Annotated in this window: 21 protein-coding genes, 17 tRNA genes, 3 pseudogenes and 1 riboswitch; of the genes and pseudogenes, 33 read left to right on the forward strand and 8 right to left on the reverse strand. The window is 40.6% G+C overall.

The window, feature by feature from the left end; translation table 11 throughout:
- Window positions 1-21: 21 nt before the first annotated feature.
- The 18 genes and pseudogenes from FJN11_RS10080 to FJN11_RS10165 all read left to right on the forward strand — a co-directional run.
- Window positions 22-94: transfer RNA gene (locus FJN11_RS10080), tRNA-Val, on the forward strand.
- A gap of 2 nt (window positions 95-96) precedes the next feature.
- Window positions 97-169, forward strand: a tRNA-Asp gene (locus FJN11_RS10085).
- Window positions 170-192: 23 nt separating this feature from the next.
- Window positions 193-265: transfer RNA gene (locus FJN11_RS10090), tRNA-Lys, on the forward strand.
- Window positions 266-270: 5 nt separating this feature from the next.
- Window positions 271-352, forward strand: a tRNA-Leu gene (locus tag FJN11_RS10095).
- 18 nt (window positions 353-370) lie between these two features.
- Window positions 371-443, forward strand: a tRNA-Thr gene (locus FJN11_RS10100).
- 22 nt (window positions 444-465) lie between these two features.
- Window positions 466-537: transfer RNA gene (locus tag FJN11_RS10105), tRNA-Gly, on the forward strand.
- Window positions 538-544: 7 nt separating this feature from the next.
- Window positions 545-630: transfer RNA gene (locus FJN11_RS10110), tRNA-Leu, on the forward strand.
- A gap of 11 nt (window positions 631-641) precedes the next feature.
- Window positions 642-715: transfer RNA gene (locus FJN11_RS10115), tRNA-Arg, on the forward strand.
- Between the two features lie 15 nt (window positions 716-730).
- Window positions 731-804, forward strand: a tRNA-Pro gene (locus FJN11_RS10120).
- 5 nt (window positions 805-809) lie between these two features.
- A tRNA-Met gene (locus tag FJN11_RS10125) sits at window positions 810-883 on the forward strand.
- Between the two features lie 13 nt (window positions 884-896).
- Window positions 897-970 (forward strand) — tRNA-Ile (locus FJN11_RS10130).
- Between the two features lie 12 nt (window positions 971-982).
- Window positions 983-1,072, forward strand: a tRNA-Ser gene (locus FJN11_RS10135).
- Between the two features lie 10 nt (window positions 1,073-1,082).
- Window positions 1,083-1,156: transfer RNA gene (locus FJN11_RS10140), tRNA-Met, on the forward strand.
- A 3-nt stretch (window positions 1,157-1,159) separates the two neighbouring features.
- Window positions 1,160-1,232, forward strand: a tRNA-Phe gene (locus tag FJN11_RS10145).
- A gap of 20 nt (window positions 1,233-1,252) precedes the next feature.
- Window positions 1,253-1,323: transfer RNA gene (locus tag FJN11_RS10150), tRNA-Gly, on the forward strand.
- Between the two features lie 34 nt (window positions 1,324-1,357).
- A tRNA-Ile gene (locus FJN11_RS10155) sits at window positions 1,358-1,431 on the forward strand.
- Between the two features lie 6 nt (window positions 1,432-1,437).
- A tRNA-Ser gene (locus tag FJN11_RS10160) sits at window positions 1,438-1,525 on the forward strand.
- A 241-nt stretch (window positions 1,526-1,766) separates the two neighbouring features.
- Window positions 1,767-2,015: pseudogene (locus tag FJN11_RS10165) on the forward strand (ISL3 family transposase); the annotation flags it as partial.
- A gap of 44 nt (window positions 2,016-2,059) precedes the next feature.
- On the opposite strand, the gene birA reads toward FJN11_RS10165, so the two are convergent.
- The gene (gene birA, locus FJN11_RS10170; RefSeq protein ID WP_042750530.1) at window positions 2,060-2,995 is read right to left on the reverse strand and encodes a bifunctional biotin--[acetyl-CoA-carboxylase] ligase/biotin operon repressor BirA; all 936 of its coding nucleotides are present in this window, start codon (window positions 2,993-2,995) and stop codon (window positions 2,060-2,062) included.
- 283 nt (window positions 2,996-3,278) lie between these two features.
- Here birA and FJN11_RS10175 point away from each other — a divergent pair, with 283 nt between their 5' ends.
- From FJN11_RS10175 to pnuC, 6 genes and pseudogenes are all read left to right on the forward strand, one after another.
- Complete coding sequence (locus FJN11_RS10175) at window positions 3,279-4,472, forward strand: O-antigen ligase family protein (RefSeq protein ID WP_115903961.1); 1,194 nt, start codon at window positions 3,279-3,281, stop codon at window positions 4,470-4,472.
- Between the two features lie 144 nt (window positions 4,473-4,616).
- Entirely contained in the window at window positions 4,617-5,060 is a 444-nt protein-coding gene (locus tag FJN11_RS10180; protein WP_049491343.1) for a MarR family winged helix-turn-helix transcriptional regulator, read from the forward strand.
- A gap of 34 nt (window positions 5,061-5,094) precedes the next feature.
- A pseudogene (locus FJN11_RS10185) lies at window positions 5,095-5,286 on the forward strand (nuclear transport factor 2 family protein); the annotation flags it as partial.
- Window positions 5,287-5,300: 14 nt separating this feature from the next.
- A complete protein-coding gene (locus FJN11_RS10190; RefSeq protein ID WP_120770520.1) occupies window positions 5,301-6,029 on the forward strand; it encodes an ATP-binding cassette domain-containing protein in 729 nt (242 codons plus the stop codon).
- Entirely contained in the window at window positions 6,022-7,542 is a 1,521-nt protein-coding gene (locus FJN11_RS10195; RefSeq protein ID WP_120770519.1) for an ABC transporter permease/substrate-binding protein, read from the forward strand. Before FJN11_RS10190 ends, FJN11_RS10195 begins: the two co-directional genes overlap by 8 nt.
- Window positions 7,543-7,872: 330 nt before the next feature.
- Entirely contained in the window at window positions 7,873-8,679 is an 807-nt protein-coding gene (gene pnuC, locus FJN11_RS10200) for a nicotinamide riboside transporter PnuC (RefSeq protein WP_181146423.1), read from the forward strand.
- A gap of 256 nt (window positions 8,680-8,935) precedes the next feature.
- Here pnuC and FJN11_RS10205 read toward each other — a convergent pair whose 3' ends face one another.
- Window positions 8,936-9,472: a TetR/AcrR family transcriptional regulator gene (locus FJN11_RS10205; protein WP_049552495.1), complete on the reverse strand. Its 537-nt coding sequence runs from the start codon at window positions 9,470-9,472 to the stop codon at window positions 8,936-8,938.
- Window positions 9,473-9,604: 132 nt separating this feature from the next.
- On the opposite strand from FJN11_RS10205, the gene FJN11_RS10210 reads away from it, so the two are divergent.
- From FJN11_RS10210 to FJN11_RS10220, 3 genes and pseudogenes are all read left to right on the forward strand, one after another.
- A complete protein-coding gene (locus FJN11_RS10210; RefSeq protein WP_181146419.1) occupies window positions 9,605-10,495 on the forward strand; it encodes a cation diffusion facilitator family transporter in 891 nt (296 codons plus the stop codon).
- A 230-nt stretch (window positions 10,496-10,725) separates the two neighbouring features.
- A pseudogene (gene nmlR / locus FJN11_RS10215) lies at window positions 10,726-11,079 on the forward strand (stress response transcriptional regulator NmlR).
- Entirely contained in the window at window positions 11,080-12,117 is a 1,038-nt protein-coding gene (locus FJN11_RS10220; protein ID WP_140224621.1) for a zinc-binding dehydrogenase, read from the forward strand.
- A gap of 67 nt (window positions 12,118-12,184) precedes the next feature.
- Here the strand turns inward: FJN11_RS10220 and galR are convergent, their stop codons facing one another.
- Window positions 12,185-13,186: a DNA-binding transcriptional regulator GalR gene (galR, locus tag FJN11_RS10225; protein WP_140224622.1), complete on the reverse strand. Its 1,002-nt coding sequence runs from the start codon at window positions 13,184-13,186 to the stop codon at window positions 12,185-12,187.
- A gap of 164 nt (window positions 13,187-13,350) precedes the next feature.
- Between galR and FJN11_RS10230 the strand changes: the two genes are divergently transcribed.
- The 3 genes from FJN11_RS10230 to FJN11_RS10240 all read left to right on the forward strand — a co-directional run bounded on the left by FJN11_RS10230 (window position 13,351) and on the right by FJN11_RS10240 (window position 16,503).
- Entirely contained in the window at window positions 13,351-14,529 is a 1,179-nt protein-coding gene (locus FJN11_RS10230) for a galactokinase (protein WP_140224623.1), read from the forward strand.
- 18 nt (window positions 14,530-14,547) lie between these two features.
- The gene (locus FJN11_RS10235) at window positions 14,548-16,029 is read left to right on the forward strand and encodes a UDP-glucose--hexose-1-phosphate uridylyltransferase (protein WP_140224671.1); all 1,482 of its coding nucleotides are present in this window, start codon (window positions 14,548-14,550) and stop codon (window positions 16,027-16,029) included.
- A 69-nt stretch (window positions 16,030-16,098) separates the two neighbouring features.
- Complete coding sequence (locus FJN11_RS10240) at window positions 16,099-16,503, forward strand: PaaI family thioesterase (RefSeq protein WP_000651224.1); 405 nt, start codon at window positions 16,099-16,101, stop codon at window positions 16,501-16,503.
- Window positions 16,504-16,548: 45 nt separating this feature from the next.
- Here FJN11_RS10240 and dcm read toward each other — a convergent pair whose 3' ends face one another.
- Window positions 16,549-17,814, reverse strand: a complete 1,266-nt coding sequence (gene dcm, locus FJN11_RS10245; RefSeq protein ID WP_140224624.1) for a DNA (cytosine-5-)-methyltransferase — start codon at window positions 17,812-17,814, stop codon at window positions 16,549-16,551.
- Between the two features lie 116 nt (window positions 17,815-17,930).
- Here dcm and FJN11_RS10250 point away from each other — a divergent pair, with 116 nt between their 5' ends.
- Window positions 17,931-19,421 carry a Sau3AI family type II restriction endonuclease gene (locus tag FJN11_RS10250; protein WP_140224625.1) on the forward strand — a complete coding sequence of 497 codons (1,491 nt, stop codon included), beginning with the start codon at window positions 17,931-17,933 and terminating at the stop codon, window positions 19,419-19,421.
- A gap of 40 nt (window positions 19,422-19,461) precedes the next feature.
- Here the strand turns inward: FJN11_RS10250 and FJN11_RS10255 are convergent, their stop codons facing one another.
- The 4 genes from FJN11_RS10255 to FJN11_RS10270 form a co-directional block, all read right to left on the reverse strand.
- Window positions 19,462-20,724, reverse strand: coding sequence for a nucleobase:cation symporter-2 family protein (locus FJN11_RS10255; RefSeq protein WP_140224626.1), 1,263 nt, complete (start codon window positions 20,722-20,724; stop codon window positions 19,462-19,464).
- Window positions 20,724-21,305: a xanthine phosphoribosyltransferase gene (locus FJN11_RS10260; RefSeq protein ID WP_140224627.1), complete on the reverse strand. Its 582-nt coding sequence runs from the start codon at window positions 21,303-21,305 to the stop codon at window positions 20,724-20,726. Before FJN11_RS10260 ends, FJN11_RS10255 begins: the two co-directional genes overlap by 1 nt.
- Window positions 21,306-21,435: 130 nt before the next feature.
- A riboswitch (purine riboswitch) is annotated at window positions 21,436-21,531 on the reverse strand.
- A gap of 233 nt (window positions 21,532-21,764) precedes the next feature.
- Window positions 21,765-22,151, reverse strand: a complete 387-nt coding sequence (locus FJN11_RS10265) for a bleomycin resistance protein (RefSeq protein WP_140224628.1) — start codon at window positions 22,149-22,151, stop codon at window positions 21,765-21,767.
- An 11-nt stretch (window positions 22,152-22,162) separates the two neighbouring features.
- Window positions 22,163-22,990 carry an exodeoxyribonuclease III gene (locus FJN11_RS10270; protein ID WP_000767454.1) on the reverse strand — a complete coding sequence of 276 codons (828 nt, stop codon included), beginning with the start codon at window positions 22,988-22,990 and terminating at the stop codon, window positions 22,163-22,165.
- Between the two features lie 133 nt (window positions 22,991-23,123).
- On the opposite strand from FJN11_RS10270, the gene FJN11_RS10275 reads away from it, so the two are divergent.
- The gene (locus FJN11_RS10275; protein ID WP_000675328.1) at window positions 23,124-23,579 is read left to right on the forward strand and encodes a DUF3290 family protein; all 456 of its coding nucleotides are present in this window, start codon (window positions 23,124-23,126) and stop codon (window positions 23,577-23,579) included.
- The gene (locus FJN11_RS10280) at window positions 23,576-24,211 is read left to right on the forward strand and encodes a DUF421 domain-containing protein (protein WP_000174447.1); all 636 of its coding nucleotides are present in this window, start codon (window positions 23,576-23,578) and stop codon (window positions 24,209-24,211) included. Before FJN11_RS10275 ends, FJN11_RS10280 begins: the two co-directional genes overlap by 4 nt.
- Window positions 24,212-24,255 lie beyond the last annotated feature (44 nt).

Consider the following 24,255-nt stretch of genomic DNA (forward strand, 5'->3'; position numbering starts at 1 on the left):
TATGGAAGTCGCTTAGCTCTAGGGAGTTTAGCTCAGCTGGGAGAGCATCTGCCTTACAAGCAGAGGGTCAGCGGTTCGATCCCGTTAACTCCCATAGGTCCCGTAGTGTAGCGGTTATCACGTCGCCCTGTCACGGCGAAGATCGCGGGTTCGATTCCCGTCGGGACCGTTAGAATAACGTAAGTTATTTTAGACTCGTTAGCTCAGTTGGTAGAGCAATTGACTTTTAATCAATGGGTCACTGGTTCGAGCCCAGTACGGGTCATATATGCGGGTTTGGCGGAATTGGCAGACGCACCAGATTTAGGATCTGGCGCTTAACGGCGTGGGGGTTCAAGTCCCTTAACCCGCATTAAGATATAATAAATGAGCCGGCTTAGCTCAGTTGGTAGAGCATCTGATTTGTAATCAGAGGGTCGCGTGTTCAAGTCATGTAGCCGGCATTTTTAGATAGAAGAAAACAGTGCGAACGTAGTTCAGTGGTAGAACACCACCTTGCCAAGGTGGGGGTCGCGGGTTCGAATCCCGTCGTTCGCTTAGAGAGGCCGGGGTGGCGGAACTGGCAGACGCACAGGACTTAAAATCCTGCGATTGGTAACGATCGTACCGGTTCGATTCCGGTCCTCGGCATAAACTAATGAGCACCCTTAGCTCAACTGGATAGAGTACCTGACTACGAATCAGGCGGTTAGAGGTTCGACTCCTCTAGGGTGCATTTTTCTATTTAACTCGGGAAGTAGCTCAGCTTGGTAGAGTACTTGGTTTGGGACCAAGGTGTCGCAGGTTCGAATCCTGTCTTCCCGATATATGGCGGTGTAGCTCAGCTGGCTAGAGCGTCCGGTTCATACCCGGGAGGTCGGGGGTTCGATCCCCTTCGCCGCTATAATGATCTTGTTGGACCTTTAGCTCAGCTGGTTAGAGCTCTCGGCTCATAACCGAGTGGTCGTAGGTTCAAGTCCTACAAGGTCCATTTAAATAATATGGAGGATTACCCAAGTCCGGCTGAAGGGAACGGTCTTGAAAACCGTCAGGCGTGTAAAAGCGTGCGTGGGTTCGAATCCCACATCCTCCTTTTGTAATAACGCGGGATGGAGCAGCTCGGTAGCTCGTCGGGCTCATAACCCGAAGGTCGTAGGTTCAAATCCTGCTCCCGCAATAAGGCTCGGTAGCTCAGTTGGTAGAGCAATGGATTGAAGCTCCATGTGTCGGCGGTTCGATTCCGTCTCGCGCCATTTTTATTTATAGTTTTTATGCGGGTGTAGTTTAGTGGTAAAACTACAGCCTTCCAAGCTGTTGTCGCGAGTTCGATTCTCGTCACCCGCTTTGAACTTTGTTCAAATTACCAAGTTTTTAACTTGGGCGCGTAGCTCAGGTGGTTAGAGCGCACGCCTGATAAGCGTGAGGTCGGTGGTTCGAGTCCACTCGTGCCCATTAATAGGAGAATTACTCAAGAGGCTGAAGAGGACGGTTTGCTAAATCGTTAGGTCGGGTAACTGGCGCAAGGGTTCGAATCCCTTATTCTCCGTTTAATTTCGACTCTCTGTCAACTGTAGTGGGTTGAAGAAAAGCTAAGTTCTAGGAAGGACACATTTCGTCCTTTCTTTTTTGGTATTCAGAGCGATAAAAAGACTCCATAATATTTGTAGTGGGTACCCCCCTATAAATATTACGGAGCCTATTTTTATGTAGAAAAAAGTTCCATATGATCTATAATGAAAAGCAACCAAACCATCATTAGAAAGAATCATATGGAATAGTTACATTTTATCACAAAATTGTTCGATATCAAAGACCAAAATATCAAGATTTTAGATATCGTCAATAGGGATACTCACAAGGAAATCATCGCGAAACTGGATTACAATGCCCCATCTTGTCCTAGTTCTGGAAGTCAAATGAAGAAATATGACTTTCAAAAACCGTCTAAGACCCCTTACCTAGAAACGACTGGTATTCCTACTAGAATTCTCCTTAAAATGGCTCTTTTTCAACTGTATAGGGCTGAAGAAATACTAAAATTTGTATATATTGTTGATTTTACGGTTGTGCTAGTTTATTATTACTTCCAACTCTTGAGTGAAATTTCGCCACTATTTAGCCAGATTTCTTTTCCATTATCACATTGAACTAGAAGTTTTCCATTTTCAGAGATATCTTTAGCAAGTCCCTTGTAGTCTTTTTGATCTAGTGTAAAAGTCACTTCTTTTCCTAGAACAAATGACTGTTTTTTGTATAAGTATAATAGCTCTTCTGCTGGTGTTTCGAAGAAAGTCCGCCAGGTTTCTATGATTAATTCATTTCTGGTAATAGGTGCTGGTGTTTTAAATAAACTAGCAGCTTTTTCTTTTAATTCCTGAGGAAAATCTTTAATAGTGAAATTAATACCTACTCCAATAATGATATCTGTGACTAAGCCAGTTTCTACAGAGGTCATTGCCTCAGTAAGGATTCCTCCAATTTTATGATTGTTTAGGTAGATATCATTGACCCATTTTATGTCGACATCAATTAAAGTTAGGTTCTTAATGGCTTTGTAGACAGCTCCTGCTACAAGTAGTGTGTAGGATGGTAATTTGTCGTAAGGGAGATTTGGTTTGAGATGGAGTGTCATATAAATGCCACCTTGTGGTGAGTAGAAAGAACGTTGAAATCGACCTCGGCCTGCTGTTTGATAGGAAGCTATATAGAGGGTGTTTGCTTCATTCCCTAAATCAATTGCTTCTTTTGCATCTAGTTGAGTTGATTTTGTTTCGGGTTTAAAACTTATTTTAATTGGAAGATTTTGTTCTAGAAGTTCTGGAAGAATAAGGTCTCCATTCACCAGTTTGTAGCCTTTGTTTTTGATACTGTCAATTTCAATGCCTTCTTGTTCTAGACGCTTGATGGCTTTCCAAATTGATGTTCGGCTTAGGGATAGTTCTTCTGCGATTTTTTCTCCGCTGATATAGTCGGTTTCTTTAGCTAGAATTTGGTAGACGGCTTGGTAGGATTTCATAGTGTTTCCTTTCTTTAAGAATAGTATATGATTTGATTTTAGTTTGGATAGTTGCTTCTAATCTATATTTTATTACTACTATTTTAACATATGCCTACTATTTTCGGCACGATTTTTTAGAGTGAATCTAGTTATTAAGCTTGAGTTGTGAAATCTCAGTATTTTTGCTCGCTTTTTTACCTATGGAAGCGATTCCTTTGTTTTCAAATTGCTAAAAAAGTGGTACAATAAAGGGTAGCTTACTATTATCTGAATCAATTGATTTGGAGAGAAAGGATTCATTTTGAAATCAATAGGCTTTATTGAAAAGCTGAAAGGGTTGTCTAGTAAAGAACTGATTTTATTGGGAATTATCCTGAGTATCTTTTTACCCTTTTATCTTTTTGTAGTTGTATTCTGTTTATATATTATCAGTTTGATTTTTACAGGAGATATGAAAAGTATTCTTCAGAAAATGGGGGAGCATCCGATGCTACTTCTTTTTCTTGGCTATAGTACTGTTATATCCACTTTTGCTCAAAATTGGATGGGTCTTGTGGCTTCAGTAGGAATTTTTCTATTTACTGTTTTCTTTTTGCACTATCAGTCGATTTTATCACATAAATTCTTTCGATTGATTTTGCAGCTCGTCTTGTTTGGTAGCGTCTTGTCAGCTGCTTTTGCGAGTTTAGAACATTTCCAAATTGTGAAGAAATTCAACTATGCTTTTCTTTCACCCAATATGCAGGTGTGGCATCAGAATCGTGCAGAAGTGACCTTCTTTAATCCTAATTATTATGGAATTATTTGTTGTTTCTGTATCATGATTGCTTTCTATCTGTTTACAACGACCAAGTTGAATTGGTTGAAAGTATTCTGTGTGATTGCAGGCTTTGGTAATCTCTTCGGTTTGAACTTTACGCAAAATCGAACTGCCTTTCCTGCTATTATCGCTGGAGCCATTATCTATCTCTTTACGACCATTAAAAACTGGAAGGCCTTTTGGCTTAGTATTGGGGTCTTTGCGATTGGCTTGAGTTTCCTTTTTTCCAGTGATTTAGGAGTTCGGATGGGGACTTTAGACTCTTCTATGGAAGAACGGATTTCTATCTGGGATGCTGGGATGGCCTTATTTAAGCAAAATCCTTTTTGGGGTGAGGGGCCATTAACCTATATGCACTCTTATCCTCGGATACATGCTCCTTATCATGAACATGCTCACAGTCTTTATATCGATACGATTCTGAGTTACGGAATTGTGGGGACCATTTTACTAGTTTTGTCTTCTGTGGCTCCTGTTCGCTTGATGATGGATATGAGTCAGGAGTCGGGGAAACGTCCGATTATTGGTCTTTATCTATCTTTTCTTACAGTGGTTGCTGTACACGGAATCTTTGACTTGGCCCTCTTCTGGATTCAGTCAGGTTTCATTTTCTTGCTAGTTATGTGCAGCATTCCATTGGAACGTCGAACTTTGGTATCGGACATGACGGATTAAGTTTATAAGATTGAAATCTTCTACCTTGAGTAGGAGATTTTTTTATTGGGAAAAATTATTTCTAAATCGAAATAGTTGACAGTTAGAATAATGAGTGTTACAATTACTTTATTCGTTTCGATATCGAAATAAATTGGAGGTGTCATGAAAGATAGTCATTTGCTAGCTCATCATATTCGTTTATTGAATGGGCGGATTTTTCAAAGGTTACTGAGCCAAGACCCTGAAGCTCTTTATCGGAGTGAGCAGGGAAAGATTTTAGCGGTTTTATGGAATAGTGAAACTGGCTGTGCAACTGCGACAGATATTGCTTTGGCGACTGGACTTGCTAATAATACGCTGACGACTATGATAAAAAAGCTAGAGGAACAAAATCTTGTAACTATTAGTCCATGTGGAGAAGATAAGCGTAAGAAGTATTTGGTTTTAACAGAGTTGGGGCAGTCTCAGAAAGAAGTGGGGCATCGTGTCAGTCAGAAATTGGATACGATTTTTTACAAAGGATTTTCAGAGGAAGAAATTCGTCAGTTTGAAGCCTTTCAAGAAAGAATTTTGGCTAATCTGAAAGAGGAGGAAAATGAGGTTTAAAATGGAGCAAATTAGCTGTTTATAAGTAAAGACCACTTTTGACTTTGTTTTTAAACTCTTAGGACAAGGAAACTATGTGGTTAGCTATGGTCAGACTCAGATTGGTGGAGTTGCCTATGTCCAGTATGATATCTTCCGTCTAGAAAACGGGAAAATTGTGGAGCATTGGGACAATAAGGAAGTCATGCCTAAGGTAGAAGACTTGACCAATCGAGGGAAGTTTTAAATTGAGGATACAGAATGATTGAATACAAAAATGTAGCTTTACGCTACACAGAAAAAGATATCTTGAGAGATGTCAATTTACGAATTGAGAATGGCGAGTTTATGGTTTTAGTTGGTCCATCTGGATCAGGTAAGACGACCATGATTAAGATGGTCAACCGCCTCTTGGAACCGACTGATGGAAATATTTATATGGATGGCAAGCGTATCAAAGACTATGATGAGCGTGAACTTCGTCTTTCTACTGGTTATGTTTTACAGGCTATTGCTCTCTTTCCCAATCTAACGGTTGAGGAAAATATTGCCCTGATTCCTGAGATGAAGGGATGGACTAAGGAAGAAATTGCTAAGAAAACTGAGGAGCTTTTGGCTAAGGTTGGCTTACCAGTGGCTGAGTATGGGCATCGTTTGCCTAGTGAATTATCTGGTGGGGAGCAACAGCGGGTTGGTATTGTCCGTGCTATGATTGGTCAGCCTAAGATTCTTCTCATGGATGAACCTTTTTCGGCCTTGGATGCAATTTCGAGAAAACAGTTGCAGGTTTTGACGAAAGAATTGCATAAAGAGTTTGGGATGACAACGATTTTTGTTACCCATGATACGGATGAAGCTCTGAAATTGGCGGACCGTATTGCTGTTTTGCAGGATGGAGAGATTCGTCAGGTGGCGAATCCCGAGACGATTTTAAAAGCTCCTGCAACAGACTTTGTAGCAGACTTGTTTGGAGGTAGTGTTCATGACTAATTTAATTGCAACTTTTCAGGATCGTTTTAGTGATTGGTTGACAGCTCTATCTCAACATTTGCAGTTGTCACTTTTGACCTTGTTGTTGGCTATTTTTATCGCGATTCCCTTGGCTGTTTATCTCCGCTATCATGAGAAGTTGGCCGACTGGGTCTTGCAGATTGCAGGGATTTTCCAGACTATCCCGTCTCTGGCCTTGTTGGGGCTCTTTATCCCCTTGATGGGAATTGGAACCTTGCCGGCTTTAACAGCGCTAGTGATTTATGCGATTTTCCCGATCTTACAAAATACCATCACTGGGTTGAAGGGAATTGATCCAAGTCTGCAAGAGGCTGGGATTGCCTTTGGGATGACTAGGTGGGAGCGCCTCAAGAAGTTTGAAATTCCACTTGCCATGCCTGTCATTATGTCTGGGATTCGCACGGCGGCCGTTTTGATTATCGGTACGGCCACCTTGGCGGCCTTGATTGGTGCAGGTGGACTAGGTTCCTTTATCCTTTTGGGAATTGACCGTAATAATGCCAGTCTGATTTTGATTGGGGCCCTTTCTTCTGCAGTGCTGGCTATTGCCTTTAACTTACTATTAAAAGTGATGGAAAAAGCAAAATTGCGGACGATTTTCTCTGGTTTTGCCTTGGTGACAATATTGCTCGGTCTGTCTTATAGTCCAGCCCTCTTGGCTCAAAAAGAGAAAGAAAATTTGGTGATTGCTGGGAAATTGGGTCCAGAACCAGAAATTTTGGCCAATATGTATAAGTTGCTGATTGAGGAAAATACCAGTATGACTGCGACTATTAAACCGAATTTTGGGAAAACAAGCTTTCTCTATGAAGCTCTGAAAAAAGGCGATATTGACATCTATCCTGAATTTACGGGTACGGTAACTGAAAGTTTGCTTCAACCATCACCAAAAGTGAGTCATGAGCCAGAGCAGGTTTATGATGTAGCGCGTGATGGTATTGCCAAACAGGATCATCTAGCCTATCTCAAACCTATGTCTTATCAAAATACCTACGCTGTAGCTGTTCCGAAAAAGATTGCTCAAGAATATGGTTTGAAGACTATTTCGGACTTGAAAAAAGTGGAAGGACAGTTGAAGGCAGGCTTTACTCTCGAGTTTAATGATCGTGAAGATGGCAATAAGGGCTTGCAATCAATGTATGGTCTCAATCTCAATGTAGCGACCATGGAACCAGCCCTTCGCTATCAGGCGATTCAGTCAGGTGATATTCAAATCACGGATGCCTATTCGACTGATGCGGAGTTGGCGCGTTATGATTTGCAGGTCTTGGAAGATGACAAGCAACTTTTCCCACCTTATCAAGGGGCACCACTCATGAAAGAAGCTCTTCTCAAGAAACATCCTGAGTTGGAAAAAGTTCTCAATAAATTGGCTGGTAAAATTACTGAAAGCCAGATGAGCCAGCTCAACTACCAAGTTGGTGTTGAAGGTAAGTCAGCAGAACAAGTAGCCAAGGAGTTTCTACAAGAACAAGGTTTGTTGAAGAAATAGGTTGAGAAGCTAGACTCAATTTGGTTAAACGACTATATAGAAGAATGCTCAGACAATGTCGTCTGGGCTTTTTTGGTATTAGAGTTACTAAATGTCATTTAAAATGGAAAATAAGAGAAAATTTTCAGGAATTTGCAAATTTAACTGTAAAGACACTTGGCTATTCATAAAATAGGTGTATAATGTGTTGTGAACTACTTAACAAACAAGGATTTTCAGCTCATGTCGACTAAGGCTAGAAATCATGTGTATAGGCAGTTCATTATCTAATAGAGCGTTGCGTCCGAAAGTCTATCCAGACACGGCTCTTTAAAAACAAAAGGAGAAATGATGCATACTTATTTGCAAAAGAAAATTGAGAATATCAAAACAACCCTAGGTGAAATGTCTGGTGGTTACCGTCGTATGGTTTCAGCTATGGCTGATTTAGGATTTTCAGGAACGATGAAGGCTATCTGGGATGACCTTTTTGCCCATCGTAGTTTCGCCCAGTGGCTTTATTTGCTGGTTTTAGGAAGTTTTCCTCTCTGGCTGGAATTGATTTATGAACACCGTATTGTTGACTGGATTGGGATGATTTGTAGTCTGACAGGGATTATTTGTGTTATCTTTGTATCGGAAGGTCGGGCAAGTAATTATCTTTTTGGCTTGATTAACTCTGTTATCTACCTTATCTTGGCTTTACAGAAAGGATTTTATGGTGAGGTGCTCACGACCCTTTACTTCACGGTCATGCAGCCAATTGGTCTTCTAGTTTGGATTTATCAGGCACAATTTAAAAAGGAAAAACAGGAGTTTGTCGCGCGTAAGCTGGATGGTAAGGGCTGGACTAAGTATCTTTCCATTAGTGTTCTCTGGTGGTTGGCCTTTGGATTTATTTATCAGTCTATCGGAGCCAATCGTCCCTATCGTGATTCCATCACAGATGCGACCAATGGGGTAGGGCAAATCCTTATGACAGCTGTTTACCGTGAACAATGGATATTCTGGGCAGCTACCAATGTCTTTTCTATCTATCTCTGGTGGGGAGAAAGCCTGCAAATTCAAGGGAAATATCTAATTTATCTCATCAACAGTCTAGTTGGTTGGTATCAGTGGAGTAAGGCTGCTAAGCAGAATACTGATTTACCTAACTAGGAAAAGATGTTTTAAGTTTTGGGATAAAATAGATAGAGTTGATACTAAAGGATTTTATACTAAATGAAAATCAAAGAGCAAACTAGGAAACTAGCAGCAGGCTGTAATTGAGTACGGCAAGGCGATGTTGACGTGATTTGAAGAGATTTTCGAAGAGTATTATATGATGAAAAAGAGTAACTGTGGGTCCTCTTTTATTGTTGAAAAGTAAAAGCTCAGTAGCCTGGGTATAAGGAAACTGAGCTCTACAATGTATTCAATTTTTAGGAATGAGAAGGTCTAGATAAAACTGGACCACTTCTTGTTCTGTGAAGTCTTGCCCTTTTTTGAGCCACCAGGTCAATGTCTCGATAAAGTTGGTTACAACTAAGTGTTGGAGATAAGAATCAGGCAGACTTGGGTGAGCTTTTTTCAAATCATCAGCCAGCATGGGATAGACGTGGTGCTCCAGCTCTCTCTGGAGTTGACGGAGGAAGTAGTCATTTTTGGAGAATAGTAAACTGGTGATATGGTCTTGATTTTTCTGAAAATGCAGAAAGAGGTGGGCGAGGTAATCTTTGGTTGAAATGGCTTGCTCTCTTTCAAAGAGGTGATGGAAGAGGTAGCGACAGAGCTCATCCAGAAGTAGCTCCTTGCTCTCATAGTGACAGTAAAAGGTAGAACGTCCCACATCTGCGAGATCAATGATATCCTGAACAGTAGTAGCCTCGTAGCCCTTAGCATTCAAAAGTTGTAGAAAGGCTTGATAGATGGCTTTTTTTGTTTTACTGATACGGCGGTCAATCTTAGTCATATGGACATTTGAGGCAAATTGTTCAGAACTGAATAAAGCTGACTTTTTGCTTCTATCCTTTCTTTGAGTTTTAGTGGATAATGATAATGAACAAGATGTTCATGAATCTATTATAACAAAGGAATGAGAAATATGAAGGCAAAATATGCTGTTTGGGTGGCTTTTTTCTTAAATTTGACTTATGCCATTGTCGAGTTTATTGCAGGTGGAGTATTTGGTTCGAGCGCTGTTCTTGCTGACTCTGTGCATGACTTGGGGGATGCGATTGCAATTGGAATATCAGCTTTTCTAGAAACCATCTCTAATCGTGAAGAAGATAATCAGTACACCTTGGGCTATAAGCGGTTTAGTCTGCTAGGAGCCTTGGTAACAGCTGTGATTCTCGTAACAGGATCTGTTCTAGTCATTTTGGAAAATGTCACGAAGATCTTTCATCCACAACCAGTCAATGACGAGGGGATTCTCTGGTTAGGAATGATTGCGATTACTATCAATGTGTTAGCGAGTCTAGTGGTTAGTAAGGGAAAGACAAAGAATGAGTCTATTCTAAGTCTGCATTTTCTGGAAGATACCCTAGGGTGGCTGGCTGTGATTCTGATGGCGATTGTTCTTCGATTCACGGACTGGTATATCCTAGATCCACTTTTGTCCCTTGTCATTTCTTTCTTTATTCTTTCAAAAGCTCTTCCACGTTTTTGGTCTACGCTCAAGATTTTCTTGGATGCTGTGCCAGAAGGTCTTGATATCAAGCAAGTGAAGAGTGGCTTAGAGCAATTGGATAATGTGGCCAGTCTTAATCAGCTTAATCTCTGGACTATGGATGGTTTGGAAAAAAATGCCATTGTCCATGTTTGTATGAAAGAAATGGGGAATATGGAAGCTTGTAAAGAATCTATTCGAATTTTCCTCAAAGATTGTGGTTTCCAAAATATTACCATTGAGGTGGATGCAGACTTAGAAACCCACCGAGAACATAAGCGTCAGGTGTGTGACTTGGAGCGGAATCATGAGCATCATCATTAGAAAAAGTGAAAAATGATTGGGTACTATCGTATTTGGAATAGAGTATTAAATATTTTAAAAGATTGGTAAGTTAAGAGCATTGTATAAACTCCATATATATGATTGCTAATGATAAAAGATTTTTCGATTAGGTGCAAGATACTTGACTTGGAGTCAACTCAAAGTTATATAATAAGATAAGTGAGTTAGAACAGCTTAAACTCAGTGAATGAATGAGAGGAGGTTAGTGTATGAATATTAAATCTGCCAGTGACTTGTTGGGAATTTCAGCGGATACGATTCGGTATTATGAACGGGTTGGTCTTGTGCCACCGATTACTCGTACCGCGACAGGGATTCGTGATTTTCAAGATCAGTATATTGAAGCGTTGGAATTTATTAAGTGTTTCCGTTCGGCAGGTGTCTCTGTAGACAGTTTAGTTGACTATATGTCGCTCTACCAAAAGGGGGATGAAACGTGAGAGGCAAGGCTTGGTATTTTAGAAGACGAAAAGAAAAAATTAGAGGAGCGCTTGTCTCAGTTACAGACGGCTTTAAATCGCTTAAATCTCAAAATTAAACTTTACAAGGAAGGAAAATTTTAAATGAAATCAGTAGTATATACAAAGGCGCGTCAGGTTGGACTTGCTACAATTGAACGTCCGCAAATAATAGAAGCGGATGATGTGATTATTCGTGTAGTTCGCGCGTGCGTTTGTGGTTCAGATTTATGGAGGTACCGTAATCCAGAAACGAAAGCTGGACACAAAAATAGTGGACACGAAGCGATTGGGATTGTCGAAGAAACTGGGGAAGCCATTACGACGGTGAAACCAGGTGATTTTGTCATTGTCCCTTTTACCCATGGATGTGGTGAGTGTGATGCCTGTCTTGCTGGCTTTGACGGTTCTTGCGACAATCATGTTGGTAATAACTTGGGAGGCGATTTTCAGGCGGAATATATTCGTTTTCACTATGCAAACTGGGCGCTGGTTAAAATCCCTGGACAACCTTCTGACTACACAGAAGGTATGCTAAAGTCCCTCTTGACTCTTGCTGATGTCATGCCTACAGGCTATCATGCGGCGCGTGTTGCAAATGTTCAAAAAGGGGATAAGGTTGTGGTCATTGGCGATGGGGCTGTTGGTCAATGTGCTGTCATTGCGGCGAAGATGCGTGGTGCATCGCAAATTATCCTTATGAGCCGTCATGAAGATCGCAAAAAGATGGCTCTGGAGTCGGGTGCGACAGCTGTTGTATCTGAGCGAGGTCAAGAAGGTATTGCCAAGGTGCGTAAAATTCTCGGTGGCGGAGCAGACGCAGCACTTGAATGTGTTGGTACGGAGGCTGCTGTAGAACAGGCGCTAGGTGTTCTTCATAATGGAGGTCGTTTGGGCTTTGTTGGTGTACCGCACTATAATAATCGTTCTCTTGGTTCGACATTTATGCAAAATATCTCTGTAGCAGGTGGGGCAGCTTCTGCGACAACATACGATAAGCAATTTTTACTAAAAGCCGTCCTTGATGGTGATATCAATCCAGGTCGTGTCTTTACTTCAAGTTATAAACTGGAAGATATTAATCAAGCCTATAAAGATATGGATGAACGCAAGACCATTAAGTCTATGATTGTGATGGACTAACAAAGAAAATCCTAATGGAGATTTGAGCCTCTCTATTAGGATTTTTTATCATGTTTAATTTGTTGATTTATGGCAGAGTACTCTCTCTTAGAGTCAGTCTGGTTCCCAGCATAGTCAAGCTAGGAATTTTCCGACCGTGGAGAACTTCCTTGTTAAGAATATCCATGCCTGCTCGGCCCATTTCCTCAGTATAGACAGTGATACTGGAGAGGGGAGGATAGACCTGCTTGGTCAGGCTAGTGTCGTTAAAGGAAATGAGGCTAACGCGGTCTGGCAGGCTGATTCCAGCTTCTTGCAGGGCTCTGAGGGCACCGATGGCAAGGCTATCGCTGGCTGCGAAAAAGGCTGGTGGGAGTTGGTCTCCTAAATTCTGAATAGCCTCTTTCATCAAGTCATAGCCAGACTGGGCGGTAAAGCTTCCTTGAAAGACCAATTCATCATGATAGATTTCCTTTGTCTGACTGTAGTTTTTAAAATTCTCCAGCCGTTTATCCTCAATAATTTCTTCTTGGTCGGTTGTTTCCTCAAGACCTGTTAGAATCCCGATGCGGTCCATCCCTTGGCTGAGAAAATAATCGACAACCTGTTTCATGGCAGTATAAAAGTCCGTGATAATGCAGGTATGTCCTAGCGAGAGGGTATCACTGTCTAGAAATACAAGAGGTTTTTGGTATTCTTCAAAGGCAGAGATTTGTGATCGGCTGAACTTTCCGATGCAGAGAATCCCAATCACTTCCTCGCTTAGGGTAAAAGGATGGTCATTAAAATAGCGTAAGATATCATAGTCCAGTTCTTGGGCTCTTTTTTCTATTCCTAGGCGAATCTGGTAGTAGTAGAGGTCGTCCAACTCTCCTTGTTCGCTGACCCATTGGATAATGGCAATCTTTTGCTTGGGCTTGTGGAACTCGCCTGTCTTGAGGTGTTTGGTGTAGCCCAGCTCTTCAGCAACAGTTAAAATACGGTGTCTGGTTTCTTCTGTAACAGATAGACTCTGGTCGCGATTGAGGACACGAGATACGGTCGCGATAGAGACAGAGGCTAGCTGTGCAATGTCTTTTAAGGTAGCCATAAATCCTCCTCCTTTTAGGTTAGTATATCATATTTTTCTACTTTTTACTGATAGTTTAGTAAAAGTTTAGTAAAAAGGATTGACCTTGGCAAATCCCTTGGATACAATAGAAGAAAACGATTACACGTTAAGATGACTTAACGAACAGTCAAAGGAGAATTCATATGACACAACATCTTACTGCTGAAGCTCTTCATAAAGACTTTCTTGCCGTTTTTGGTCAAGAAGCAGACCAAACTTTCTTCTCACCAGGTCGTATCAATTTGATTGGTGAACACACAGACTACAACGGTGGGCACGTTTTTCCAGCTGCTATTTCCTTGGGAACTTACGGTGCAGCTCGCAAGCGTGACGACCAAGTTTTACGTTTCTACTCAGCTAACTTTGAGGACAAGGGCATTATCGAAGTGCCTCTCGCTGACCTCAAGTTTGAAAAAGAGCACAACTGGACCAATTATCCAAAAGGAGTTCTTCATTTCTTGCAAGAAGCTGGGCACGTGATTGATAAAGGTTTTGATTTCTATGTTTATGGAAATATCCCAAATGGTGCTGGTTTGTCTTCTTCGGCATCATTAGAACTCTTGACAGGGGTCGTGGCAGAGCATCTCTTTGATTTAAAATTAGAGCGTCTCGATTTGGTTAAAATCGGAAAACAAACAGAAAATAACTTTATCGGAGTCAACTCTGGTATCATGGACCAGTTTGCTATCGGTATGGGAGCTGACCAACGTGCTATTTACCTAGATACCAACACCTTAGAGTATGACTTGGTGCCACTTGATTTGAAGGACAATGTCGTTGTTATCATGAATACCAATAAACGCCGAGAATTGGCGGATTCTAAATACAATGAACGTCGTGCTGAGTGTGAAAAAGCAGTGGAAGAATTGCAAGTTGCCTTAGATATTCAGACTTTGGGTGAATTAGATGAGTGGGCCTTTGACCAATACAGCTATCTAATTAAAGATGAAAATCGTTTGAAACGTGCTCGCCATGCTGTGCTTGAAAATCAACGTACTCTCAAAGCTCAAGCAGCCCTTCAAGCAGGAGATTTGGAAACATTTGGTCGTTTGATGAATGCGTCACACGTTTCCCTAGAGCATGACTATGAAGTAACTGGTTTGGAATTGGATACTCTTGTCCACACAGCTTGGGCACAAGCAGGAGTTCTCGGTGCTCGTATGACAGGGGCTGGTTTTGGTGGCTGTGCTATTGCCTTGGTGCAAAAAGATGCTGTTGAGGCCTTTAAGGAAGCTGTTGGAAAACGCTACGAGGAAGTAGTTGGCTACGCTCCAAGTTTCTATATCGCTGAAGTTGCAGGTGGCACTCGCGTCCTTGACTAGTCAAAAGGAGGCTTTATGGTGACCTTAGTAGATAAATTTGTAACACATGTCATTTCTGAAAGTTCATATGAGGAAATGGATCGAATCTACCTGACCAATCATGTCTTGGCACGAGTGGGAGATGGTGTTTTGGAAGTTGAGACCAATCTGGATAAATTGATTGACCTCAAGGACCAGCTGGTTGAGGAAGCCGTTCGATTAGAGACGATTGAGGATAGTCAGACTGCGCGTGAAATCCTTGGTGCTGAACTAATGGACTTGGTGACTCCTTGTCCGAGTCAGATCAATCGTGACTTTTGGGAAACCTATGCCCACTCTCCTGAGCAAGCGATAGAGGATTTTTACCAACTCAGTCAGAAGAATGACTACATCAAACTCAAGGCCATTGCTAAAAATATCGCTTATCGTGTTCCATCTGATTACGGTGAACTTGAAATTACCATCAACCTCTCTAAGCCTGAAAAGGATCCCAAAGAGATTGCTGCAGCCAAGTTGGTGCAAGCTAGCAATTATCCTCAGTGTCAGCTTTGTCTAGAGAATGAGGGCTACCATGGTCGAGTCAACCACCCAGCTCGCAGCAACCACCGTATTATCCGTTTTGAAATGTCTGGTCAGGAGTGGGGATTCCAGTATTCGCCTTATGCTTACTTTAATGAGCACTGTATTTTCTTAGATGGTCAGCATCGTCCTATGGCCATTAGTCGTCAGAGTTTTGAACGTCTACTGGCTATTGTAGAGCAGTTTCCAGGATATTTTGCTGGCTCTAATGCCGACTTGCCGATTGTGGGAGGTTCTATTCTGACTCATGACCACTATCAAGGAGGCCGTCATGTTTTTCCTATGGAATTGGCTCCTCTGCAAAAGTCTTTCCGATTTGCTGGTTTTGAGCAGGTCAAGGCTGGAATTGTCAAGTGGCCCATGTCAGTGTTGCGTCTGACTTCGGATTCCAAAGAGGATTTGATTAACTTGGCTGACAAGATTTTGCATGAATGGCGTCAGTATTCAGATCCTGCAGTACAGATTTTGGCAGAGACTGATGGGACTCCGCATCACACCATCACCCCAATTGCACGTAAACGTGATGGACAGTTTGAGTTGGACTTGGTTTTGCGAGACAATCAGACATCGTCAGAGCATCCTGATGGCATCTATCATCCCCACAAGGATGTCCAACATATCAAGAAGGAAAATATCGGCTTGATTGAGGTCATGGGCTTGGCTATTTTGCCACCTCGTTTGAAGGCAGAAGTGGAGCAAGTTGCCAGCTACCTCGTGGGAGAAGAGGAGACAGTTGCCGACTATCATCAGGAATGGGCAGACCAACTTAGAGCCCAATATCCAGACATAACAGATAAAGAAAAAGCCCTTGAAATCGTCAAGGACTCTGTGGGTACTATTTTTGTGCGTGTACTTGAGGATGCAGGGGTTTACAAGCAGACAGAACAAGGACAGGCAGCCTTTATGCGCTTTGTGGAGCAGGTCGGGATTTTGGCAGGCTAGGAGCTTTCTCCTTGCACAGTCCTATAAAAAGTAGTATCATAGTGTCGTTTGAAATATCAGGAGGAAACGATGAAAGATTTTCATTTTGATGCTATCTCTGCCTTTGAAAATTACGAAATTGAACAAATGAGAGATGGTCACGTTGTGGTGACGACCAAAGTAGTGGACTCGTCGCTCAACTACTATGGCAATGCCCATGGTGGCTATCTCTTTACCCTTTGCGACCAGATTAGTGGTTTGGTGGTCATCTCGCTAGGACTAGACGGAGTGACGCTCCAATCTTCTATCAACTACCTCAAGGCAGGAAAACTCGATGATGTGCTGACCATTAAAGGAGAATGCGTCCATCAAGGTCGCACAACCTGTGTAGTGGATGTTGATATCACCAATCAAGAAGGCAGAAATGTCTGCAAAGCAACCTTTACCATGTTTGTCACAGGCCAGCGGTCAGAAGAAAGACAGGTAAGAATATAGAAAAACAAAAAAGAGGCTCGCACCTCTTTTTTAGTTTCAGATAAATCAATCAATTTCTTTAATAAACTTAGCAATTTCTTTTACAATTTCAGTAACTAAAGCATTTCCCATAAAAAACATTCTCATTTTATCAGATACCTCTACAATAGAACCATCAGATAGTTTCTTTTTAGCTGTCCAATCATCTGGGAAATCCTGAAGGCGTTCAGCTTCAATAGGGGTAATTAATCTATATTTATTGTTTACAAATAATAAATGTGTGGAACGATTAACAGTTCCTTCGGATGTAAGCATTGTTCGTCCTGGAAGGTTTAAATCATCATAAGGGGACATTCCTCCTTCTGAATAGATGTATTGATGTCCGTCAGAAGATGTTCGTTCAATTTTTTTAGGTCCTCTAAGATATTGAAATTTTTCCAATTTTGACTGATCAGTTAAAAAATATTTTTCAGGTACTTCAGACTCATCTTGAAGAATTTCTCCTAGAGTGATAGGATTACCATTGTAATTAGGTTCTGTATCAATAGAATAGTACTTTCCATGTCTCATAATTCCTGTATTCCAAACAGTACCGGTAAAAGTATCTGAAACTTCAACTATATCATTTGGTAACTCATAAAACACATGACGATTTTTAACTGCTATAGGTTTAATAGGAAATTGTTTTGCAAATAGACCTTGATTGAAAATATAGTCATCATACCTATTATCTTCAAATATTTCTTCATTTTTTTCGTAAAGATTGTCAATTTTTTTGGCAAATACTGTATCATTTCGATATACGAAAAAGAATACACGACGTCTTCGTTGGCTTCTGCCATACTCAGCAGCATTAATAACTCTCCACTCAACAGAATATCCGAGATTATTAAAAGCTGTGAGCATGATTGCAAAATCGCGTCCTCTTTGTTTTGAAGGTGCTTTTAAAAGTCTATCTACATTTTCTAGAATTAAGTATTTGGGTTTAATGATTTCCGTTGCTCTAATAATCTCCCAAAATAAAACTCCTTTTTTTCCTTCAATACCTTTCTCATTTTTCTTGCTACGTGCAACAGAGTAATCTTGGCAAGGAAAACCACCGACAATCATATCGGCATCCATTTTGGAAAATTGTTCGTCTGTTATATCAGAGATACTAATATTGATGTTTTCGCTATTGGGGAAGTGATAATCATAGACCTCAAATGCGTCTTGAGATTTACGAGATGGTTCCCATTGGTTTGCCCATTTTGTTTGAAAGAGTTGCTTATCGGCATTTTCTAATCCTATCCGAAAACCGCCAACTCCAGCAAATAGTTCGAGAACTTTCATCTTTTCTCCTTCATTTTTTTACAGTTTAATCCATTATATACTATTTTCAATGATTGATCAAGTATTAATGTTTGCTTTAGTTTAATTTGATATAATATAAAAGATAGGAGAAGAAAATGGATCAAAACTTATTTAACTATAACGATGAAGATATCGATAGTGTTATTGAATATTCTCACAAACTATTAAATAGAAAATTTTCCGATGTTATGGAAGAGTATAATCGTTCACTCTATAAATCATATGACGATTATAATGATAGAGTAGTCTCTGAGGTACAAGATAAAGCAATTAGTATGAAGTCAAAAGGGCAGTATGGAAATTATATTGAAAAATATTTCTATGGTTATCAGCCAAATAGTGACTCGGAAGCTGACTTTGAAAAAATAGGTGTAGAATTAAAAGTTACTCCTTTTAAGATAAACAAAAATGGGACACTTAGTGCAAAGGAACGACTTGTATTAACAATACTAAACTATATGGAGGAAAATTTAGAGGATTTTTACTCCACTCATTTATGGAAAAAATGTGCAAAGATTTTGTTATTGTTTTACAATGGCTTAATTCCCAATCAAACAATGAAGGACTATGTCATTGAAAAAATATTTTTATATGAATGGTTTGAGGAGGATATGGCGGTCATCCTTGAAGACTATCAGAAAATTACAGATAAAATCAAAAATGGAAGGGCGCATGAATTATCAGAATCAGATGGAAACTATTTATCAACTTGTACAAAAGGAGCAGGTAAAGGAAAGGATTTAAGACAGCAACCATTTAGTCATGAATTAGCAAAACAAAGAGCTTGGGAAATAAAATCAAGTTATATGACCTATCTGATTAATCATAAAATATTTAACCAATCAGATCAAGAAAGTGTTCTAGCTAATTTTAGGGGTGAGAAAAAATCATTTACTGAGGTCATTGCAGAGAAGATTCTCTCCTATAAAGGTTTTTCTGAACAAGAGTTATATGATAGATTTGAAGTGAATCCGAAAGCAAAAGGTAAGAATAGTACTCTGATTAGAAAAATTTTAGGCTTAACAGGAGATTTAGATAAGACCAAAGAATTTCAAAAAGCAAACATGAATTTGAGAGTTATTCGAGTAGATAAGAATAATTTACCTAAGGAAGACTCTCCATTTAAAACTTATTGTTTTAAAGAATTAGCAGCAACAGATAGTTGGGTATCATCACATGTTTATAATGAAATTTATAATAAACGATTCCTCTTCGTTATTTTTAAGGAAATTGAACCTAAGCTATTTGTATTAGATTCTATCAAGTTTTGGGGATTTCAGGATAGACAATTAGAAGAAATCCAAAGAGTGTGGCAGGAAACTAGACAAATTATTTCTGACGGAGTTAAATTAACTCAAAACGGTAATAAAGTTTCAACTAATTTCCCTCAAAGTAAGATAAACAAAATTCTATTTACGAAATTACATGCTACTAATACTTATTATGAAATTGACAAAGGAAAATTTGTTGGGAAAGGTTCATTATCTGATACGGATGAACTTCCAGATGGACGTAGGATTACAAAACACTCCTTTTGGATGCCTAAGAAGTTTATTAAAGAAATATTAGATGGGAATTGGGATTGATTATATTTGTAAACAAAAAAGAGGTTCACACCTCTTTTTCTTATTTCTTTTTATGATTTAATACGGCATTGAGGACAATGGCAAGTAGGCTGGCTACAACGATTCCGTTTGAGAAGAACATTTGGAAGGCTGTAGGCATGCTGACAAAGAGATTACTGTTGTTGAGTCCGACACCTGCAGCGATGGAGACTGCTGCGATAAGGAAGTTATGTTCATTGTTAGCAAAGTCAACACGAGCGAGGATTTGCATCCCTTGAATCGATACAAATCCAAACATCACCAGCATGGCACCACCGAGGACAGGGCTCGGAATGATTTGAGCAAGGGCACCAAACTTAGGAAGGAGTCCAAGGAGAACGAGGAAACCAGCTGCGTAGTAGATTGGCAGGCGTTTCTTGATGCCTGACAATTTAACCAAACCAACGTTTTGTGAAAATCCTGTGTAAGGGAAGGTGTTAAAGATTCCTCCGAGAAGTACGGCCAAACCTTCTGCGCGGTAACCGTTGCGCAGGCGCGTGCTGTCGATTGGGTCTTTCGTGATATCAGACAAGGCTAGGTAAACACCAGTAGATTCAACCATAGACACCGTTGCGATGATACACATCATGATAATAGATGAGATTTCAAAGGTCGGCATCCCAAAGTAGAGTGGAGTTGGGACATGGACAAGCGGTGCTGCCGCAACTGGAGAGAAGTCAACTAAGCCCATGCTAGCCGCAATGGCAGTTCCAACAACCAGACCAATCAAAATAGAGATAGACTTGATAAATCCTTTGGTAAAGATGTTAATCAAGAGGATAATCAGAACAGTAATGGCTGCAAGCAAGAGACTTTGACCAGTTGGCTCTGGAACGTTGTTTCCCATATTTCCAATAGCGACAGGAATCAAAGTTAAACCAATCGTGGTAATAACAGATCCTGTTACGATAGATGGGAAGAGATTGGCTACTTTTGAGAAGATGCCTGAAACAAGAACCACGTAAATCCCTGATGCGATAAGGGCACCAAACATAGCGCCACTACCATGACTTTGCCCAATCATAATCAAGGGAGCTACCGACTGGAAGGCAACTCCTAGAACGACTGGTAGCCCAATTCCGAAGTATTTGTTGAGTTGGAGTTGAAGGAAGGTTGCCACCCCACACATGAAGATATCTGTAGAAATCAGGTAGGTTAACTGCTCAGTTGAATAGCCAAGGGCTGTCGCAATCATGATGGGAACCAGGATGGATCCTGAGTACATAGCTAGTAAGTGTTGCAAGCCAAGAACGGCTGCTTGTGAATGTTTTTCTTGAGTTTGCATTAGAGATCTGCCTCCTTAAAAATAACTTGACCATTTTCAAAACGATCCAAACGAGCGAGTGATAGGACAGGATAGCCTGCTTTTTCAAGCAAATCACGGCCATCTTGGAAGGATTTTTCAATCACGATACCGATAGCTTCGACTGTGGCTCCGGCCTGTTCGATGATTTGAATCAAGCCTTTGGCAGCTTGGCCATTAGCAAGGAAGTCGTCGATAATCAAAACCTTGTCCTCTGGTGAGAGGAATTTTCCAGCGATAGAAACGGTGCTAGTCACCTGCTTGGTAAAGGAGTAAACTTCGGCAGTTAAGATTCCTTCGTTCATAGTGATGTTCTTAGCTTTTTTGGCGAAAATCATGGGAACGTTTAAGGCTTCAGCTGTAAAAACGGCTGGGGCAATACCCGACGCTTCAATGGTTACGACTTTGGTAATGCCAGCAGAAGCAAATTTTTCCGCAAAAACCTTACCGATTTCTCGCATCAAGCTAAAGTCAACTTGGTGGGTTAAAAAGGAATCCACCTTGAGGATGTTATCACCCAAGATATACCCATCCTTGAGGATGCGCTCTTCTAATAATTTCATAAGACCTCCTAAAGTCTAAAAGCCAATCCATTTGCTTGTTCCAGAATCCTATCAAGTAAAAACTGATAGAAAAAAGACCTACTTAATCTCTAAGTAAGTCCCCAAAATAGGCATGGCAAAAAGGACCATACCTTACTTCTGACTTACTTATTGTTAGGTGTTCCGGCACCTTGTAGAAACGTCGTGCCAATTCACGACATAAACAAGTAAAACGATATTTAATTTTAAATAGGCTTGAGTCAATGTTTTTATTTTACACTAAATAACTTTATAAATCAAATATTTTGTTAGTGTTTTAATAAAAAAAACGAACAACTGGAAGAAAAATAGACAAAAACACAGTTGTTGGCTAACATTTAGAAGATTTTTTCATCATAAAAGGCATATTATCAAGATTCTTCAAGATCTGACAATATACCTTTTTCTAACTTTAAAGACTTTTTCCCAATCTTTATTATTCTACTCGCTAAATCTTAAAAAATAGCCATCTGGATCCAAAACTGCAAATTCGTGAGGGTAAATAAAGCTATCTCCCACTCGAAATGTTCTTTTGGTCAGCGGACGATGGATAGGATAGTCAGCTTCCAGCAGTTTTTGGTGGAGATGAGGGATATCTTCAATGCCAAAGGAAATATTAACACCTCGCCCGAAAGGATAGGTTAGTTGGGCTAATTCTTCTGTGCTGCCTTCTTCTAGCATAAGTTGGCAGTCTTCAAGCGAGAGGAAGAGAAATTTCTCCTCTGGACGCTCGTATTCGACAGAGAATCCTAGCAGGTTGCAGTAGAAGTGGCGTGATTTTTCGATGTCAGATACTACAAATTCAGGAATGACAGCTTGATAGTCCATTCGTTTTCTCCTTAGAGTTCAATCTCCATGACAATGGGTGTGTGGTCTTGGCGAGCACCTGAGTCAATCATATCAGATTTGGTTACCTTGTCAGCCACGCGGTTGCTGGTCAGCCAGTAGTCGATTCTCCAGCCTGTATTGTTGATTTTAGAAGTCTTGCTGCGCTGTGCCCACCAAGTGTAGCGTTCTGGAACATCGCCGTGAATGTGGCGGAAGGTATCAGTAAATCCAGTTGCCAAAAGGTTGGTAAATCCAGCACGCTCCTCGTCGGTAAATCCTGGTGAACGGCGGTTGCTAGCAGGATTTGCAAGGTCGATTTCATTGTGGGCTACGTTGTAGTCACCGGTCGCAAGGACTGGCTTTTCTTTGTCTAGTTCAGCCAAGTATTCAGCATATTTGACATCCCAGACTTGACGTTCTTCCAAGCGTTTGAGGCCATCACCAGCGTTTGGAGTGTAAACTTGGGTCACGAAAAATTCATCAAATTCTAAGGTGATGATGCGACCTTCCAAGTCCATGGTAGAAGGGGCACCGATTTCTGGGAAAGTGACAGTGGGTGTGAGTTCTTTCTTATAGAGGAACATGGTACCAGCGTATCCTTTACGGGCAGGCTCTTGGGAAGAGCGCCAGGTGTTTTCGTAGCCTGGAAAGAGTTCTTCTAAAATTTCCAGATGTTTCTTTGTAGGCCCCTTGGCAGAAAGCTTTGTTTCTTGGATAGCGATAATATCAGCATTTTCAGCGACCAAGGTTTGTAGGACTTCTTGGGATAATTTGGCACGAGCTGAGTCACTCGTTAGGGCTGCGTTGAGGGAATCAATATTCCATGAGATAAGTTTCATAAAGTTACCTTTTTCATTCAGATTATAGATTTTATTATACCAAAAAAAGGTCTATTTCCCCAACGTATGGCTTGAAAAATCACTCTCTTTCGTTTATAATGAAGAATGATTTTATGAAAGGGAGTGAAAATAAATGAAATTTTACTCATATGACTATGTACTTAGCCAAATCAGTCAGCAAAATGGCATCATGATTGGCTTTGGGATTGTGCTCCTAGCTATCACAGGATTTTTTGCTTTTAAGGCTTATCGTGATAAAAAGGGAACTAAGTTTCGTGAATTGGTCATGATTTTGGCCTTGACTTTGGTAGCCATGCTTTTGGTAACAATCTCAAAATACCAGACCAATCAAGCCTCTAACAATCAATTTCAAACTTCCCTTCATTTCATAGAGGTCATTTCTAAAGACTTGGGAGTGGATAAATCAGAAGTTTATGTCAATACTTCAGCTGCCACTGATGGAGCACTTATCAAGGTAGGTTCAAATTTCTATCGTGCCATGAACGGGAGCCAACCAGACAAGTATCTTTTAGAGAAATTAGAATTGCATCAAACAGACGCTATTGAATTGGTGGAGGTAAACAAATGACACTCAACTACATGGAAATTTTAATCAAACTGGCCTTGGGTCTTTTCTCGCTTGTTTTTGTTATCAATGTGACAGGAAAGGGGAATCTAGCACCTAACTCTGCTACAGACCAAATTCAGAACTATGTTCTCGGTGGTATCATTGGTGGGGTGATTTACAATAGTTCTATCAGTATTCTCCAGTATGCAGTGATTTTGATGATGTGGACGATTTTGGTCTTGACCCTCAAATGGCTCAATAACAATGTTCGTTTTGTCAAACGCTTGATTGATGGTAAACCGACTCTGCTCATCAAAAATGGGCAGATTGACCCAGAAGCCTGTCGTTCAGTTGGTTTGTCTGCGGCAGATGTTGCTCTCAAACTTCGTAGCCAAGGAATTTTCCAGATGAAGCAAGTTAAACGAGCTGTGCAAGAGCAAAATGGCCAACTCATCGTGGTCCAAATGGGAGATGAAAATCCTAAGTATCCAGTTGTGACTGACGGTGTGATCCAAGTAGATGTTTTGGAATCGATTGGTCGTAGCGAAGAGTGGTTGCTTGATAACCTCAACAAGCAAGGACATGACAATGTAGCTAATATCTTTATCGCTGAGTATGACAAGGGTGCCGTTACAGTCGTAACCTATGAATAAGAAAAACCTGGGGTCTTGGCCTCAGGTTTCTATTTGTAATCAGA

It is taken from the genome of Streptococcus symci, from assembly GCF_006385165.1.
GTDB classification, from domain to species: domain Bacteria; phylum Bacillota; class Bacilli; order Lactobacillales; family Streptococcaceae; genus Streptococcus; species Streptococcus symci.